The 15,474-nt window shown below is 47.5% G+C and carries 8 protein-coding genes; all 8 read right to left on the bottom strand.

All coding sequences use genetic code 11. The features are described 5' to 3' along the window. Complete coding sequence (locus IRJ18_RS02820; RefSeq protein WP_194104682.1) at positions 1-3,282, bottom strand: glycosyl hydrolase; 3,282 nt, start codon at positions 3,280-3,282, stop codon at positions 1-3. Continuing rightward, positions 3,279-6,572 carry a glycoside hydrolase family 2 TIM barrel-domain containing protein gene (locus IRJ18_RS02815; RefSeq protein ID WP_194104681.1) on the bottom strand — a complete coding sequence of 1,098 codons (3,294 nt, stop codon included), beginning with the start codon at positions 6,570-6,572 and terminating at the stop codon, positions 3,279-3,281. Before IRJ18_RS02815 ends, IRJ18_RS02820 begins: the two co-directional genes overlap by 4 nt. A 117-nt stretch (positions 6,573-6,689) precedes the next feature. Next, entirely contained in the window at positions 6,690-8,882 is a 2,193-nt protein-coding gene (locus IRJ18_RS02810) for an alpha-L-rhamnosidase-related protein (RefSeq protein ID WP_194104680.1), read from the bottom strand. Between the two features lie 6 nt (positions 8,883-8,888). Further along, on the bottom strand, positions 8,889-10,484 hold the full coding sequence (locus IRJ18_RS02805) for a sodium:solute symporter family transporter (protein ID WP_194104679.1): 1,596 nt from the start codon (positions 10,482-10,484) through the stop codon (positions 8,889-8,891). Between the two features lie 5 nt (positions 10,485-10,489). Continuing rightward, positions 10,490-11,578: a Gfo/Idh/MocA family protein gene (locus IRJ18_RS02800; protein ID WP_194104678.1), complete on the bottom strand. Its 1,089-nt coding sequence runs from the start codon at positions 11,576-11,578 to the stop codon at positions 10,490-10,492. A 221-nt stretch (positions 11,579-11,799) separates the two neighbouring features. Beyond that, entirely contained in the window at positions 11,800-12,531 is a 732-nt protein-coding gene (locus tag IRJ18_RS02795) for an L-rhamnose mutarotase (RefSeq protein ID WP_228072500.1), read from the bottom strand. 4 nt (positions 12,532-12,535) lie between these two features. Continuing rightward, the gene (locus tag IRJ18_RS02790; RefSeq protein ID WP_194104677.1) at positions 12,536-14,443 is read right to left on the bottom strand and encodes a right-handed parallel beta-helix repeat-containing protein; all 1,908 of its coding nucleotides are present in this window, start codon (positions 14,441-14,443) and stop codon (positions 12,536-12,538) included. Positions 14,444-14,560: 117 nt separating this feature from the next. Further along, positions 14,561-15,427, bottom strand: coding sequence for a sugar phosphate isomerase/epimerase family protein (locus IRJ18_RS02785; RefSeq protein WP_194104676.1), 867 nt, complete (start codon positions 15,425-15,427; stop codon positions 14,561-14,563). Between the last annotated feature and the right edge of the window lie 47 nt (positions 15,428-15,474).

Genomic DNA, 15,474 nt, shown 5'->3' with positions numbered 1-15,474 from the left:
CTATTTATTCAATTGTATTAAACTCACCGGCCCTAATAAACCAGCTGGTAATAACGATTTTGTTTCTATACGATATGGCGCGTTTGTCCAGGTCAGCTGTTCTTTTTCAGGTTTACCATGGTCGCCACGCAGGCGGTTAGCCCAGGTGTTGGTCACCTCAATTTTTAATTGATTTACACCCTCTTTTAAAGCCTTGCTGATATTTACGCGGTAAGGATAAGTCCAGGCCACGCCGCAGTTAACGCCGTTTACATATACCTCGGCCATATCGGCCACCTTGCCTAAATCAAGCCATACTTCGCGCCCGGTAGCGGTATTCTTAAAACTTTGGGTATAAACTGCCGTGCCCGAATAATAACGGATACCTTCCTCGTTTCTTGCTGACCAATCATACAGTTTATCAAAACTTACAGGCTGTGCCGGGCCACCCCATTTGGGATCGAATTGTACCTGCCAGCTTTGTTTAAGCACTTGCAAAGGCAGAACCTGCTCTTTTTTCTCATTGCGGGCTACTTTGCGGCTACCATCATTTTTCATAATGACGAATACCGAACCATTGGCCGCAAGCTGGACGGTTAACATCGTTCGATTGTTGATAACGCGCGATGCAACGCCGTTAACTTCGCCGGTAACAGCGTCCCACAATTGAGGTGTACCTATTGCAGACCTTAACGATAGTTGTATCTCACGTTTAGCGGCCTGTTGGTTGGATATAAAATACATGTCAAAATCTTCGTCTGTACGATGCGCCCAAGTGATATCCTTAGCACGGTTGCCGGTTGAATCGGTTACGACAACATCGCGGGTAATACCAAATTCGTCAAGGATTTCTTTTTGATAGGGCTGATTGCCATAGATGATTTTCACACCGGCCTTTTTCAGTTGGTTTATTTTATCCGATACCCGCGCAGATAGCTTTCCTATCGGGTTCATTTTATCTGCCGCCGGTATCACCAGCACACCATAACTTGCCCCACCTGGTAAAACAACACGTCCATTTTTAACCGTTGCGGTTAGCAATGCATCTTTATTCATCGAATCGTAAGCGTAACCCCGCAAAGGATCAGTAAAAGTTTCGGCCACCTCCATATTGGCTGAATGCGCGCCATCTTCTACCATGCTTAAGGTTGGCTCACCTTTGTTGGCTGTGCGTTTGGATTCGCGTTTTACGGCTTCTTCACCAAACAGACCAGGTAAGGTGCTTACCAAACGTTCAGGCAAAACGGCGCGGCGCGGGGTTTCTTCACCACTAAAAACCGCGATATCAGTGACCGGGTGGCCCTGCTGCAATAAGGCCTGGCAACGCTGAATATAAGTAAACCAGGCTTTACCGGGTTCCCACCATGTTTGGTCGCGGGCAAAATGGACACCGATGCCGTCCAGCGTCATGCCGGGTTTACGGTCAAGCCAGGGGTTATGGGCGTTTACGTGAAATACAAAGCGGTTAATGCCCAAAGCGAAATTGCGGTCAGCCATAGTTTTTAGCATGCCGGGTTGTTCGTCCCACATCAGGCGCAGTTCGGTAAAAGCTTCGGCTTGTATAATATTTTTACCATAAATATGCCCGCCCGAAATAGCATCCAGCATATCATTAGGTTTATCATGCGTTGGGCTGCGGAACCAAAACTCACCCATGGGGATATCGGCCATTTTATAATGCAGCATGCCATCGCTCACCATGGTCGGTGCCACGCTTTCGGCGCTGACGGCGCAGCCTTTTTCATGCGCCAGTTTAGCCATCGTGCCGTAGAAATTATCTACCAGCAGTTCGGCAATGGTTTCGCGCACATCGGCCAATACTTTTTCTGATGCTTCCGCGCTGTCCATAGGTACACCAGCCATCAGCGGCAAATACGGCAATAGATCGTACCCGCGGCGTTTTTTAAATTCCGCCGCAAATACCGGCGACCAGTTTTGGCTGCCGCATTCCCAGCTATCTACATGGAATATTTTCAATACCCGTTTAGCCAGATCGGGCCCCCCGTGCTTAATGGCTTCGCCAAACCAATTTTCAAACTGAACTTTAGCCGCTTCAGGGTTAAATTTATCACATTCCAAACCGTTGCCTGCCCCACCCGTAGCGTTAGTATGCCCGGTTGAAGTATGACCGATCCGCATGATCGTCCAGTTACCGGCAGGCACTTGCCAGTCCAGTTTACCATCAGCGCCAAGTTTATCAGTGAGGTTGATGATCTGATCTTTCTTTATGCACAATTCATCAGGTAATTGCGCAGTATTGGTTGGCTTGCTGATGCGCCACACTTCGCCGGTTTTGCTTTCGTATTGATGTATTTTTGGTTCGGATGAAAGTTCGATACCCGACAGTTTTAATGATGGCTTCCACTTGGCAAAGTCCAGATCTTCCCCACCGGGTTCCGAGCCTGTTTTATCGTATGTAAATCGGAAATACTTCGCTGTTGTGGTGGGGATATCGTTAGTGATCTGCGCGTCGCCATCCTGCCAGCCGTGGCGCGGTGGATCCAACCGGCCTAATGATTTAAAATCTTTACCGTCATTACTATACTCCACCAATAATCTTTCCGATTGATAATTGCTGGTATTGGTATGAATAACCAACGAGCGGCAGGTAACTGGTTTATCAAAGGCTAATTGTATCCAACAAGCCGTTGAAGTTGAAAAGCTTTTTTTGTTACCACGTTCGACCAGGTATTGCAGGTCATCAGCCACGGAAGCGGTTACTTTAGGCTTATCATCGTAACTGTTTGTCCCTTCGCCTTGCAGTGATGGATAGGCCAAAACCTCGATATCCTTATAATAGTTTTTGTAGTGCGATGGGACAGTCAGTGTATCATGAAAAAGTTTGCCACCTGTTACCATCGTTTTTGAGGAAACCACTTTCTGCATGGATAGTTCGGGTGTGATCCAGGGGCCACCGGCCAAGGCAAAGCCATCGCAATCGTGCATGGCCAGCTTTACGCCAATACGGTCAGCTTCCTGCATGGTAAATTTTACCATAGCCCACCATTGCGGTGTCAGTTGCGGCACGGGTTCTGCAATCAGAGGTGGGTTACCGGGACTTTTAATCGGCATCAGATAAGCACCGCCTATGCCGGCATCTTTCATGGCCTGCAAATCGGCAGTAACACCAGCACGGGTTACCGCGCCATACATCCAATACCAAAACACCCAGGGCTTGGCGCTTTCGGGCGGGTGCAGAAAGACTTCCTTCAGCTTATCTTTAGGGATGATTTTACCGCGCACCTGAGCCATTCCCGCCAAAGCAAGCAAGCAAAAACCAATAGTTATGACTAACTTCCTCATGGATGCCCGGTTTTTATTTTACGCACTAATGCGCTAATATCTGTCCCCGCCTTATAGGGCGACAGGTAAAAACTGTAATGATAATTTCTTGCCGAAATGCGATATTGTTCCAGCGCCTCGGCAACATCGCTCCAGCTATCATTGCCCCCTACACCCATTTGTTTCAGGTCGATATTTAGGGTAACAGCAGCGGCATTTTTTAACTTATAGGTATGCTTTGCCGTGCGGATATTCTCCTCGGCATAAGGCCAGGCGCTCATACTTAGCAAGCTATCGGCAACCACCAGTAAGCCGTCTTTATTCTTATCAGCCAGCAACATCCAACGCACATCGGTACGGTTGCCATTTTCCTGCGGAACTACATAAGGTTCCATAAAATTGCTAATGGTCGAGGTATAGATACCCGCTTCCGACCCTGTGCGCCTGTCAATATAATTTTCAAACGGGCCACGACCATAGTAAGTGATGGTAGTGTCAACATCTGAAATACCGGTTTGCATCCCTATTTTAGGAATGTTCGGCAAGGCTTTATTAGCTTGCAGCTCATAATCAACTTTCACAATCCCATCGCCGGTAATGGTGTACAGCACTTTCACCATCACACTATCGTGCAGCATGGTATAGTTGCTGCTCACTTTAACAATCCCTTTTTGCGATTGATCGACATTGATATCTTTCAGTTTTGGTTGCGCGCTGAACCACGGTTTTAGCTTCTTCTCCATCTTCCAGCCGCGATGGTCGTTATCGGTAGCCGGGCGGATAAAATGCGGTAACAGCGGTTCAAAAACCTGTCGTTTGCCGTTGCTGATGTAGGAAACCAATGCACCTGTTTTTTTATTAATAGCCAAAGCAAAATTTGTCCCGCTGATCAGATAATTGGCATAATCAACCACCTTAATAGCCGGATAGGTACTTGCAATTGGTTTTACTTCGGGTAACCCAGTTAAGGCAAACTGGTCAGCTGCTATCTCATAACCTTTGTGTTCCCAGGCTTCATCTTGCGCCAGTGTGAAATGGATATCAGCCAAATACTCATGCCCGGTTTTTAATGCCGATAAATATGGTTTCAGGCTAATAATGGTGTCATGCCCAGCGGCAAGGTTGATACGCGGCATCGGTTTTTTGCTGATGATATTGCCATCCTCGTGCACTTGCACGTAAACATCGTACTTATTCAGGTTGCTTACGCTGCTCCAATTTTTAATATGGATAGTTCCTTTGGCGGCATTAACCAGCGTACATTCTGCCGGCTGGAAAACGTGCTTACATTCGTAAATAGCAGGTTTCGGCCTGCCAGCCGGATCAACAATACCCTTGATGGTAAAATCGTCAAAATAGCGTTCGCCGTAATCGCCACCGTAGGCGTAGAAAGCTTTGCCGGTAGAATCGTGTTTTAATAAGCCCTGGTCTTTAAACTCCCAAATGGCGCCGCCAATGATGCGCGGCGTAGTGCGCCATTGGTCCCAAAACTCCTTCAGGTTGCCGTTGCTGTTACCCATAGCATGCGAGTACTCCACAAAAAATATCGGCCGATGGTCGCCGTTTTGCTGATTGGCCAGTAGCGGCGCGGTGTATAAGCCAGGATACATCCGGCTTATAATATCTACGTAAGGCTGGTCGATAGGGTTTTGCAGGCGGTGCGAATGGTCGTTAGTTTTTGGATAGCGCGGGTCATCGGGCGCTATGTAACCTTCAGCCTGTGGCGTGCCTTGGGCAGGTTCATAATGCACGGGTCGGGTAATATCAAAATCGTGCACCCAACCGGCCATAGCCGCGTGGTTTGGCCCCCGGCCAGCCTCATTACCCAAGCTCCAGATAATGATCGAAGGATGGTTTTTATCGCGCATCACCATGCGGGTCACCCGGTCAAGATAAGCCCCGGCCCATTGCGGGTCGTTACTTAGTTTTGAACCCAGGCCGTGGGTCTCCAGGTTGGCTTCGTCTATCACCAAAATACCGTACTGATCGCACAGGTCGTACAGGTACGGGTCCATGGGGTAATGACTGGTGCGGATACAATTGAAGTTAAACCGTTTGATGGTTTGCACATCGCGCAAAATATCTTCGCGAGACAGGGCTTTGCCTTTTATCGGGTCATGGTCGGGGCGGTTTACGCCGTACAGGTAAGTGACTTTGCCGTTGATGAGCAGCTTGCTGTTGTCCTTGGCAAACTCAATACTGCGGAAGCCAACCTTGCAGCTTTTCACTTCCAGCACATGGCCGGTGCTGTCTTCCAAACTTAAAGTTAGCGTGTACAGGTTTGGCTCTTCATCGCTCCATTTGGCCGGGTTTTTCACTTTGGCTTCCATCAGGCCAAACTTTACATTATCCAGGCGGGGGTATATTTCGTTTACAATGCTTTCTACGCTTTTTTGCAAAGGTTTTTCAAAAACCTTTCTATCGTCTTTATCAAACAACTGCGCCTTTAGCTGGTAACCCGGAATAGCCTTACCTGTCAAATTCTCCATCCTGGGACGGATCATCAGCGTGGCATCCTTGTAATCTTTATCCAGTTTACATTGCCATTGAAAATCGGCAATACGCAGTTTTGGTTCGGCCAGCAGCATTACCTCGCGGTGGATGCCACTCATGCGCCATTGGTCCTGATCTTCCAAAAAATAGCCATCGCTCCAGCGGATCACCTGCACCGATAGTACATTGTCGCCAGCCTGTAGGTATGGCGTAATATTAAATTCTGACGGCAGGAAACTATCCTCGCCATATCCCAAAAACTGCCCGTTCAGCCACACTTTAAAGCCTGAGCTTACTCCGCCGAAATGCAGGGTGATGTTCATGTCCTTCCAGTTGACAGGGACGGTAAAAGTGCGCTGATAGCTGCCCACAGCGTTGTAATCCTGCGGCACGTGCGGCGGGTTCACCGGGCGGAAAGGGTATACCGCGCTTTTGTAAATAGGTTTATCATAGCCCTGCATTTCCATGCTGGATGGGACTATAATTTTGGCCCAGCCGCTTACCCGGCTTTTATAAAAATCCTGTGGCGCATCGGCAGGTTTGCTGGCGTAGTGGAAATCCCACCTACCGTTCAGGCTTATCATTCGTCCCGATTTTTCCCGGTCGCCCTTTAATGCATCGGCAATGTTAGGGTAAGAATAAGCTGTAGCGCGCGCCGCATCGCGGTTAATGCCGTCAACCATTGGGTTCTCCCAGGGTTCATCTTTATAAATGGCCGGCACGTTTGGAATTGCCGCCGGTGTTTTATCAACCAGTTGCGCCGATGCCATCAAGGGCAACAGCAGGATAGTTAGGAATATATACTTTTTTAAGATCATTTAATTAAAGTTATCGTCATGCCGAACTTGTGTCTGCATCCCATAAGACAAGTCTCATATACCTTACGACTAAGCAAGTGAGATCCCGAAACAAGTTCGGGATGACGTAAGAAATATTTACATCGCACTATACTCCACCGTATACTTCTTCCCTTTAGCGATAGTTACCTCATAAACATTTTTGCCCTTAGCAACTACTGCACCTTCTTTACAAACTGGTATGGTGCTGCTGGTAAAGTGCAGGGTACCTGTGCCGGTTTCGGCGCTTACCTTTATTTGTTTGGCGTCGCAGCGTACTTTAATATCGCCGTTAGGTGTAGGTACGCTGCCTTCCATCCATTGCAAGCCGCCCAGTTTGGGAGTGATGGTGTACTGACTGTAACCCGGCGCGGTTGGTTTCACGCCCAGGTAGTATTTACCCAAAAGATATATCGGGCTGGCCCCCCAGGCATGGCACAGGCTTTTGCCAAACTCGCGGCCATACATGCTGTAATGGTCGGCGCCCGATTTGGCCGGGTTGTACTCTTCCCAAAAAGTGGTGGCGCCCAGGTTTAGCATGCCGCCCCAGTAATCTTTCATTTCTTTCAACACATAATTTTGTTCGCCCATGGCGCATAGCGCTTCCAGTTCATAAAAGTGCATGTACGGCGTGGTGATCTTCTGGATCTTATCATTCAGCAACACCGATTTCTTCACCTGCTGCTTCTGTGCCTCGGTAAAGTAGTTGAAGAAGATAGAGAACATATTACTGTAACGGGTTACGTTATCTGTCTGCTTGCCATCAACGCGACTGTGCACCAGCGCCCCTTTTTGCGGGTTCCAGTAGTATTGAAATATTTTGGTTTTCAGCGAGGCAGCCATTTGCTTGTATTTCGCACTTTCGGCTTTCTCACCCATTAAATCGGCGCATTGAGCCATGGTTTCCAAACTGCGGCAAAGCAGCAATTGCTCAAAGCTTATTTCGCCTTTTTTGCTTAAGCCGTCGGCCCAGTCTATAAATGTCCAATCGCCCGGCAGGCCAGTCATCAGGCCATCTTTATCGCGTCGCGCCAGGCACCAGTTCATCAGCGTTTGCATGCGCGGATAAATTTGTTGGATAAACGCCTTATCACCGCTATACTGGTAATAGTCATGAATGCCCAGGAACCAGTAAAAAGTATAATCCATAATGGTATTGATATGGCTGGTCACCGGGTCTTTACCGCGCAGGGCGTACAGCGTGCGGGTTACGGTTGGAGAATCAAAGTACAGGTAGTAATTCATGGCGTAGCTTTGGTAAGCATCACCGCTCCATACCCAGCGGTCGCGTTTAATACCGTCTATAAAAAACTCGCGGGTATTCAGGTGCAGGGTATAGGCCGCCACATCCCAAATTTTGTTGATCTGCTCATCGTTACATTTAAAACTGCCCCGCTGTTCAACGGGCGAGTATTCGTATAGCATGGTGATATCATCGGCACTTATATTTCCTTCCAATTTAACATTGACATAACGGAATGCCCGCGACCCTTCCATTACTACATCGCTTTTTTGTGACTGGTCTACCGGCAATTCATCTACCAATTCGGCATGATCAAATGATAACGCTTCTTCTTTTGACTCGCCATAATATAGCGTTACCTTCCCCTTACCTTTTAAGCCCAGGAACTTGATAAACCCAAAGGTTTCTTTACCAAAATCAACAAGGATGGCACTGTTCATCATCTCCTTTTTAACCGCCTTATGCTCCTCTGTAGGCAGTTTAAATTCGGCCGGACCCGAGTTTGGATCATAGAAATTCCAGGCACCCGCATTTACATATTTGGTAGCCGACAGATCGGAACTTTTGCCCGATGCATCTATCCATTCCTTATCCTCGAAAGTAGCCAGCCAGGTTTCATCCGATACCAAATCGGGGGCTTTTACATAGATTGACGGCACATTAGCCTGGTTGTAAACTTTCAGACTGATGCGGTGCTTCCCTGCGGGGACATCTATTGATTTTGGATAACCCGCAAATGCCTTACCATCTATTTTCACGTTGTATTGCCCTTCAATCGATAGCTCAACCTTTTCGGCTTTGGGCAGAGTAAAATCTTTATGAAACTCTATCAGCACATAATGGCTGTCCTCTTTCCACAGTGGCGGCAGGAACGCGCCGCGTTCGGTGCGGCGGTTTTGCATTTTGTTGCTCAGCCAAATCTCGTAATCGCCGGGGTACCATATCCAGGTAGCTTTTTGGGCCACGGCGGCATCGGCAAAAAACAGCATACCGAAGCATAGGGCCACGCCAATATATTTACTCAGTTTTTTCAGGTTAGTGGTATTCATACAGGTTTAATGTCCGTTAAATATGATATATAAAATTACCATTACTACGCATAACATAGCCCACGCAATTTTTACTTTTTTGGTTGGTTTAGCAATCTCGGCGGTTTGTTCGGCAGTGGCTACATAGCGCACGGGCGCTCTGTCCAGCAAGGCGATAACAATGGCCGCCACAAACAGGAACGCGAAAATGAGAAACGATAGCAGCAGATAATGCGGCCAGATGTGATACTCCTTTTGCGGGAATACCCACAGATACAACACGCCAGTTCCCAAACTTACCGCCGAGCCCGCAGATAAGATCAGGTTCACCGATAGCTTACTCATCCTCGGCCAGAATACCGTCAGCAGGAACACTACGGACAGTGGCGGCGCGATGAAGCCAAGCACCGATTGGAATACATCGAACAGGTTCAGTCCTTTAATGCTATCAATAGCCAGCGCCACGCCAATAGCCAGCAAACAGCCGACTACAACTGTAATGCGCCCCATGGTGATGAGTTGCTTATTGGTAGCTTTTGGGTTGATCTTTTTGGCGTAGACATCCATAGTAAACACTGTACTCAGCGAGTTTAACGACGAGCCAATAGTTCCTACCAGCACCGCTATCAGTACCACAATTACCAAACCATTCATTCCTGGCGGGAAAAGGTTGGTGACCATTGTCATGTAGGCTTCGTCAGGATTTTTTAAGGATGGAAACAGGAGCAGGCAAAGTATCCCCGTAAGGATGAACAAAGGGAGCGACAGGATTTTTAACCAGCCGATAAAGTTCACTCCTAATTGACCCTGTTCAAGGTTTTTAGCGCCCAGAACTGATTGCACCATAGCCTGGTCGGTACAGAAAAACGCTACCGCGGATACCGGGTAACCTAATAAAATAGCATACCAGGGGTAATCTGGGTCGCTGGCAGGGCGCACCAGGTTCCAGAAATGCGAAGGGACTTTGTGATAGATATTTACCAGTCCACCGGCTTTGTTCACGCCGATGATGGTAAGCGTAATGGAAACGCCTATAAGCAGCAACATCTGAAACACATTTACTTTAGCAATAGCTTTCAGGCCCCCAGCGTAAGCGAATATCCCCGCAAAGGAAACCAGCACAATAACCGATTGCCACATGGGGATGCCTAAGATTTGCCGTACCAAAAAGCCGCCTGCAAACAAGCCGAGACTTAACCACGAGATCTGTATTTTGATGAGCGCGTACCAGGCCAAAATGTTTTGAGTGGAATCGCCGTAACGGTTACCCATAAATTCGGGCATTGTTGATACTTTGGCGGCGATGTACCGCGGCGCGAAAACCAGCGCCAGCAGCATCAGGAATATAAAGGCATACCATTCAAAATTAATGGCCACAATACCCGTTTTAAAACCGATACTGGCAAATGCCACCAGCATAGATGGGCCCACATTGGTGCCCCACATGTTAAAGCCAATACTACTCCACCCTAACGATTTGTTGGCCAAAAACAGCGTATCATTCTCTTCCGATTTCTTCTTTTTGCCGAAGCTGGCGCGGTAGCCTATCACGAACAGGATAACCAGATAGGCCGCCACAATGGCATAATCCAGCGTGGTAAGACGGGATACAATGTTGCTCATGGCTATCATGATGCGCTCAATTGGTTACGTGATAAATTGTACTCCGCCAGTATCGCGTCAACCTTTACGGGCATGCCGGTTTGAAGCGACCTATCCATAGCTTGTAGTAAAGCTACTGTGCCTATGCCCTCTTTGATATCAGGATAAGCAGTAAAGCCCTCAGTAATGCTATCGGCAAAGTATTCCAGGTAGTTTTGGTATTCACCAGCGTGGTGACTTTGGCCTTCAAACCTAAAGTAATGTTTCAGGGTTTTATCGCCCCAAACCACAATCTTTTCTTCGCCGGTTTTATCGGTAATGGCGTAACGCAGTTCATGATAATCAGCCTGCGAAGCGCCTTCGGTAGCACGCAAAATAGTGCTCATGCCACTATCGCGTTGGGCGGGTTGTGTCGGGCCTGTATAAGCGCCGCTCACCCTGGCAATGCGGCCATCGGCTGCCCTGAAGATAAAGTGCATGGTATCCTCGTTCTTCAAACCGGCGGCGCTGCCGTTGGCGCTGATCATCCCGTAGCCCATCACTTCTTCAATATTGGGCAGGTACCAGCGTACAAAATCAACCGGGTGACTTAAGCCACCGTACAGCCATTTGAATGATTCCTCCAGCGCCCAGGGCTTTTCTAAAAACCAGCGGTGGTCGGCGCTGTATTCGCCTTCAATGGTGATGAGTTCGCCTATCAAACCTGCCTCATAATCCTTGCGCTGACGTTTTGCAGGTTCAAAAAAACGCGAGCTTTGCCCTACAAATACCCTCTTGCCCGATTGCTCAGCAACCTCCAACAACTCTGCCGCATCGGCCAGGTCATCAATAAAAGGTTTAGTACATATAACATGCTTACCCGCCAGCAAGGCTTGTTTTACGTGCTGTGCATGCAGGTGATCGGGCGTGTAGATAGCGATGATGTCTATCTCCGCATCATCCAGCATATCCTGGTAACTGGTGGTGTAGTTGTGAAAATTAAACTCATGTGCGCGCTGCTTACAGGTTTCCAAATCCCTGTCGCACACCATCTTCAGTTCCACTTTGGGGCTTTGCAAAGCCGCCGACATGGTGCTGCGGCCCTCGCCTAATCCTAATATGCCTATTTTTAACATTTGTATTTTTTAGTCCGGAAGTCGGCAAGACCCTAAGTCCGGAAGATTATAGTTGGTTTGAATTGCGTAATATCTGCAACAATATTGTTTTTATCTTCCTATGCCGTCCTGCTCTTAATCACCACAAAACATATGTCATTGCGAGCAATAGCGCGGCAATCTCGTAGTACGCAAATCAACCTACGAGATTGCCACGTCACTACGCTCCTCGCAATGACAAGTTAGCTACCTATCGGTTTCAAAAACACCCAGGTCTCCCCTTTCTTAGTTCCCGGTAAACCTTCCTGGTATTTGCTCATCGTTTTGTTCCATTCATCAACCCGTGGGTTATTTTTAGTAGTCAGCGGGTTTAATTCGTCCAGTGTTTTCCCTTTAGGGATACTGATGACGATAATTAACTGCCGCCCACTTTTAAACACAAGCAATTGCTGAAACTGCGCGTTGCAAAACCCTTGCGAAACCTCGGGCCATTTTTGGAATTGGGTTTTATGATAATCTAAATATTCCTGTTGAAGTTTAGGGTCGGCCACCAGGTTGGCTGTTAAAAATATGTTCGTCCATTCTTTCGAACTGGTTGTATCGGTACATAATTTCCTGTTGAAATTGTAAAAAGGTTTGTCAAAAACTACGAGGCTATCGTATGATCCATGAAAATTTTCTTTGATCTCTCTCGTCAATTCATCTGGATTACGTACCATAGCAAATATGGTCACGCGATTTTGCCATTGATTAATATTAGCTCCCCATTCCGCCAAACTCTTGGTATCGCCAAAGGCATCGCCCATGCTAGTAATCCGCGGATTGATAAGTTCCACAATTACCGGGTGAAGCACAATTTTAGGCCTAACCGTGTTGGGTTTAATAGTAACTGTATTCTTTATCGGGTGCGACCGTTCACATGCCGCAACAGATAACGCGATAAGCGCCATTAATAAAACACTTCTGAATTTCATAACGCTATTCTTTATGATTTATAGGTTGGTTAGCCGGGTTTGTGACTTTATATTTTAACAGGTATTGATACGGCGCTTCCAGGCCTGCAGCATTCTTAATTTCAGCACTTACCTGCGGACCATTATTCTCCCACACATCACCCGGGCCGTTGGCATTCTTTAGGAATTTTTCAGCCGGGCACCAATTGTCTTTCACGGTGATGTAGGATGAACCTTCATCGCAATACAGGTAAAACCAATGCACCGGATCGTGCGCGTAAGGGGCTTTGTAAATACTGTCGATACTGTTATTGCTGATTACTGTTCCCGCTTGCGATGACAGGGTGTAGATACCCGCCACATCGTACATATTGCGGGCGTAGTGGTGAATTTTGTTAGCGGTGATGTGGTTATCGCGCAGGGCGTTTTCGGTCTTAGTCCAGCCCCAGCCTACGCTGATGCCGGTGTAGTTTACCTCGCACACCTCATTATGGACAATGGTAACGTTCTTTACGTAACCCGCACCAATGCCTACACAGCCCCAGTCCTCGTTGGTTACATCGGTCACCAGGTTATTTTCAATGCGGTCGTTAGTGCATATCTCCCGTTTATCTTTAGGATTGTAAGGCAGGTGCACTTCCTGTCCTTCGTCAGAGAAAACACCGGCCATTATGCCTGTGCCGCCAATATCTTTAAACAAGTTCCCTTTTATTTCATCATCATGTGTACCGCGCTGATAATCTAAACCTGTCGCGGCCAAATGTTCAAACTTGCAGGCTTCAAAGCCGGTATGGTCGGCGTAAGCCACGGTTATAGCCGCCGCCGGGCGGCCAACCCAGGCCTGGTTTTCCAAACCTTTTTTATCCAGCGTACCGGGGATTTTCAACTTGTAAGCATCCGTCATATACATACCCGCCTGGTGGGGTACCAAACCTTGCTTTGATGGCAACAGCCAGGTACTATGCTGAAACGCGATGTTTTTGAAACGTACATAACTCACCGGGTTATCAATTGTCCCCAGCATTTTTACCAGTGTTTCCAAATAAGGCGCGGTTACTGTAGCGGTGCGCATGTCTTCACCTGCGCGGGGGATGTAATAGATCTTTTGATGGAGTTGATCCAAATACCATTCGCCCGGCTTATTTAAAAACTGAATGGCGTTGGTTAGATAAAATGCGGAATTGCCCGTTTTCTTCGATATCCAGGGCGCAGGCCAGGGGTGTTCTGATTCCACACGGCTTTCGGGCTGATAAAAAGATAAACGTACACTATCACCCTGCACCTGTACATTTTTTATCCTCAGCATAGCAATGGCCCACCATTGGTGAATAAACATTTCCATGCCCTTAACCCGGCTAATATCCATGTCTTTGGCTTTAGGTATCCAGCAGGTTTCACTCTTTTTATCCCACGATAATATGCGGTTCATTAGCGGCGCGTCCACATCGCGGGCACGGGTAGCTTTTATGTTGTTCACCCATAGCTGTCGGAACAATAAGCTTTCATTACCTATCATAGGCGCGTCGGCCACCCAAACTTTGCCTTTGGCTTCAGTAGGCAAACCGGGAATAATGCCGATAGCCTTTTTCCAGTTATGGATATTAATGCCACCGCTCAAAACAGCTTCGCCATCTATGCCCTCAATTACTGTCGGATTATCAGCCGTACCCGAATCTTCAGGACGGATGAACAGGGTTTCTTCTAATTGATAAACGCCCGCGCCAACTTTAATGCTGATGCCACCTTTCACGGATGGGTCGTTCAGCCGGCGCAGTTCGCGCGCTTTGCGCAAGGCCATAGCTACCGATGCCAGCGGCCTTTCCTTCGTACCATCATTTTTATCCGAACCATTTTTAGCAACATAGATATCGGCAGCGCTGGCGGTAAAGGTTATGATGAAAAGGAAAAAACAAACAGCAAAAAACCGTGTCATTTCGACGAAGCGTAGTACAGGAGAAATCTTATACGCGGTGCATTGTTTATGGGAATATCGTATAAGATTTCTCACTATGTTCGAAATGACATTCTGGTTTTGAGTGTACATGGTCAGTTACTGTTGAAATATCGATTTTACATAAGCAGTATTAGCGCCGAAGTTCTTCTTCACATTATGCACATCCTTCACATCGCGCGAACGTTCTAATACCAGCCAGCCGCTCCAGCCCATTTTATCCAGCGTGGCTTTTACTTTTTTCATATCTATTTTAGGGTCGTTTTGCAGCCATTCGCCGTCGGTATCGGTACAATGGATCATTACAATATTTTTCTTCCCTAAGGTTTTCAGTTCCTTTTCCAGGTCTCGGTTGTTGTCCAGCGCATCCTGAAAATTGAAATAACTTTTCACAGCTGGCGAACCGATCTCTTTTAACAGTGCTACCTGGTCTTTAGCCGGTAATGCTGTGCCAATGCCTATCACTACGTCTTCTTTCTCGGCCATTTTGCCAACTTCTTTCAGGCGTGCTATAACAGCTTCACGTTGTTCGGGTTTAGTAGCGGGATCGCTGGCACCCAGCGGCAGGAACGCCACCTTCACGCCCATTTGTTTCATGGTGGTAATACAATCGCCAACAGCCTTAACGGCGGTTTCGCGGGTGCCAAATGGCTGCGCGAAGAAGCCGGTCATGGCCAGCGATGAAATTTCGATATTCAGTTCTTTTGATTTATCCAAAAACTGTTTGCGTACCGAATCAACCGCAAGGGTGTTTTCAAAAGTAGGGCGCGGGCCCATACCGCCCATATCTACCTCTACACCATCGGCACCAATGGTTTTGGTGAGTTGAAAGGCACCCAGTTTTTGCCTTTTAATGATCATGATATCGGCCACAGCCACTTTGTAGCGTTGGCTGTTGGCTTGCGCGGATACGATGATCGGTAAAGCCAAAACTGCGATCAATCCTAATATAACTTTGTTTTTCATATGTTTTGTTCAACTGTATATATCTTCTGTCAAAATCCAACACGTCA

Origin of the sequence: Mucilaginibacter boryungensis (genome assembly GCF_015221995.1) — a bacterium.
In the GTDB taxonomy this organism is placed as follows: Bacteria; Bacteroidota; Bacteroidia; order Sphingobacteriales; family Sphingobacteriaceae; genus Mucilaginibacter; species Mucilaginibacter boryungensis.
Note: the sequence above shows the minus strand (reverse complement) of the source record. Positions and strands in the feature narration are given on the sequence as shown.

Coding starts and splice junctions, on each gene's coding strand:
- IRJ18_RS02820 (WP_194104682.1), bottom strand. CDS start 3,282: ATGAGGAAGTTAGTCATAACTATTGGTTTTTGCTTGCTTGCTTTGGCG.
- IRJ18_RS02815 (WP_194104681.1), bottom strand. CDS start 6,572: ATGATCTTAAAAAAGTATATATTCCTAACTATCCTGCTGTTGCCCTTG.
- IRJ18_RS02810 (WP_194104680.1), bottom strand. CDS start 8,882: ATGAATACCACTAACCTGAAAAAACTGAGTAAATATATTGGCGTGGCC.
- IRJ18_RS02805 (WP_194104679.1), bottom strand. CDS start 10,484: ATGAGCAACATTGTATCCCGTCTTACCACGCTGGATTATGCCATTGTG.
- IRJ18_RS02800 (WP_194104678.1), bottom strand. CDS start 11,578: ATGTTAAAAATAGGCATATTAGGATTAGGCGAGGGCCGCAGCACCATG.
- IRJ18_RS02795 (WP_228072500.1), bottom strand. CDS start 12,531: ATGAAATTCAGAAGTGTTTTATTAATGGCGCTTATCGCGTTATCTGTT.
- IRJ18_RS02790 (WP_194104677.1), bottom strand. CDS start 14,443: ATGACACGGTTTTTTGCTGTTTGTTTTTTCCTTTTCATCATAACCTTT.
- IRJ18_RS02785 (WP_194104676.1), bottom strand. CDS start 15,427: ATGAAAAACAAAGTTATATTAGGATTGATCGCAGTTTTGGCTTTACCG.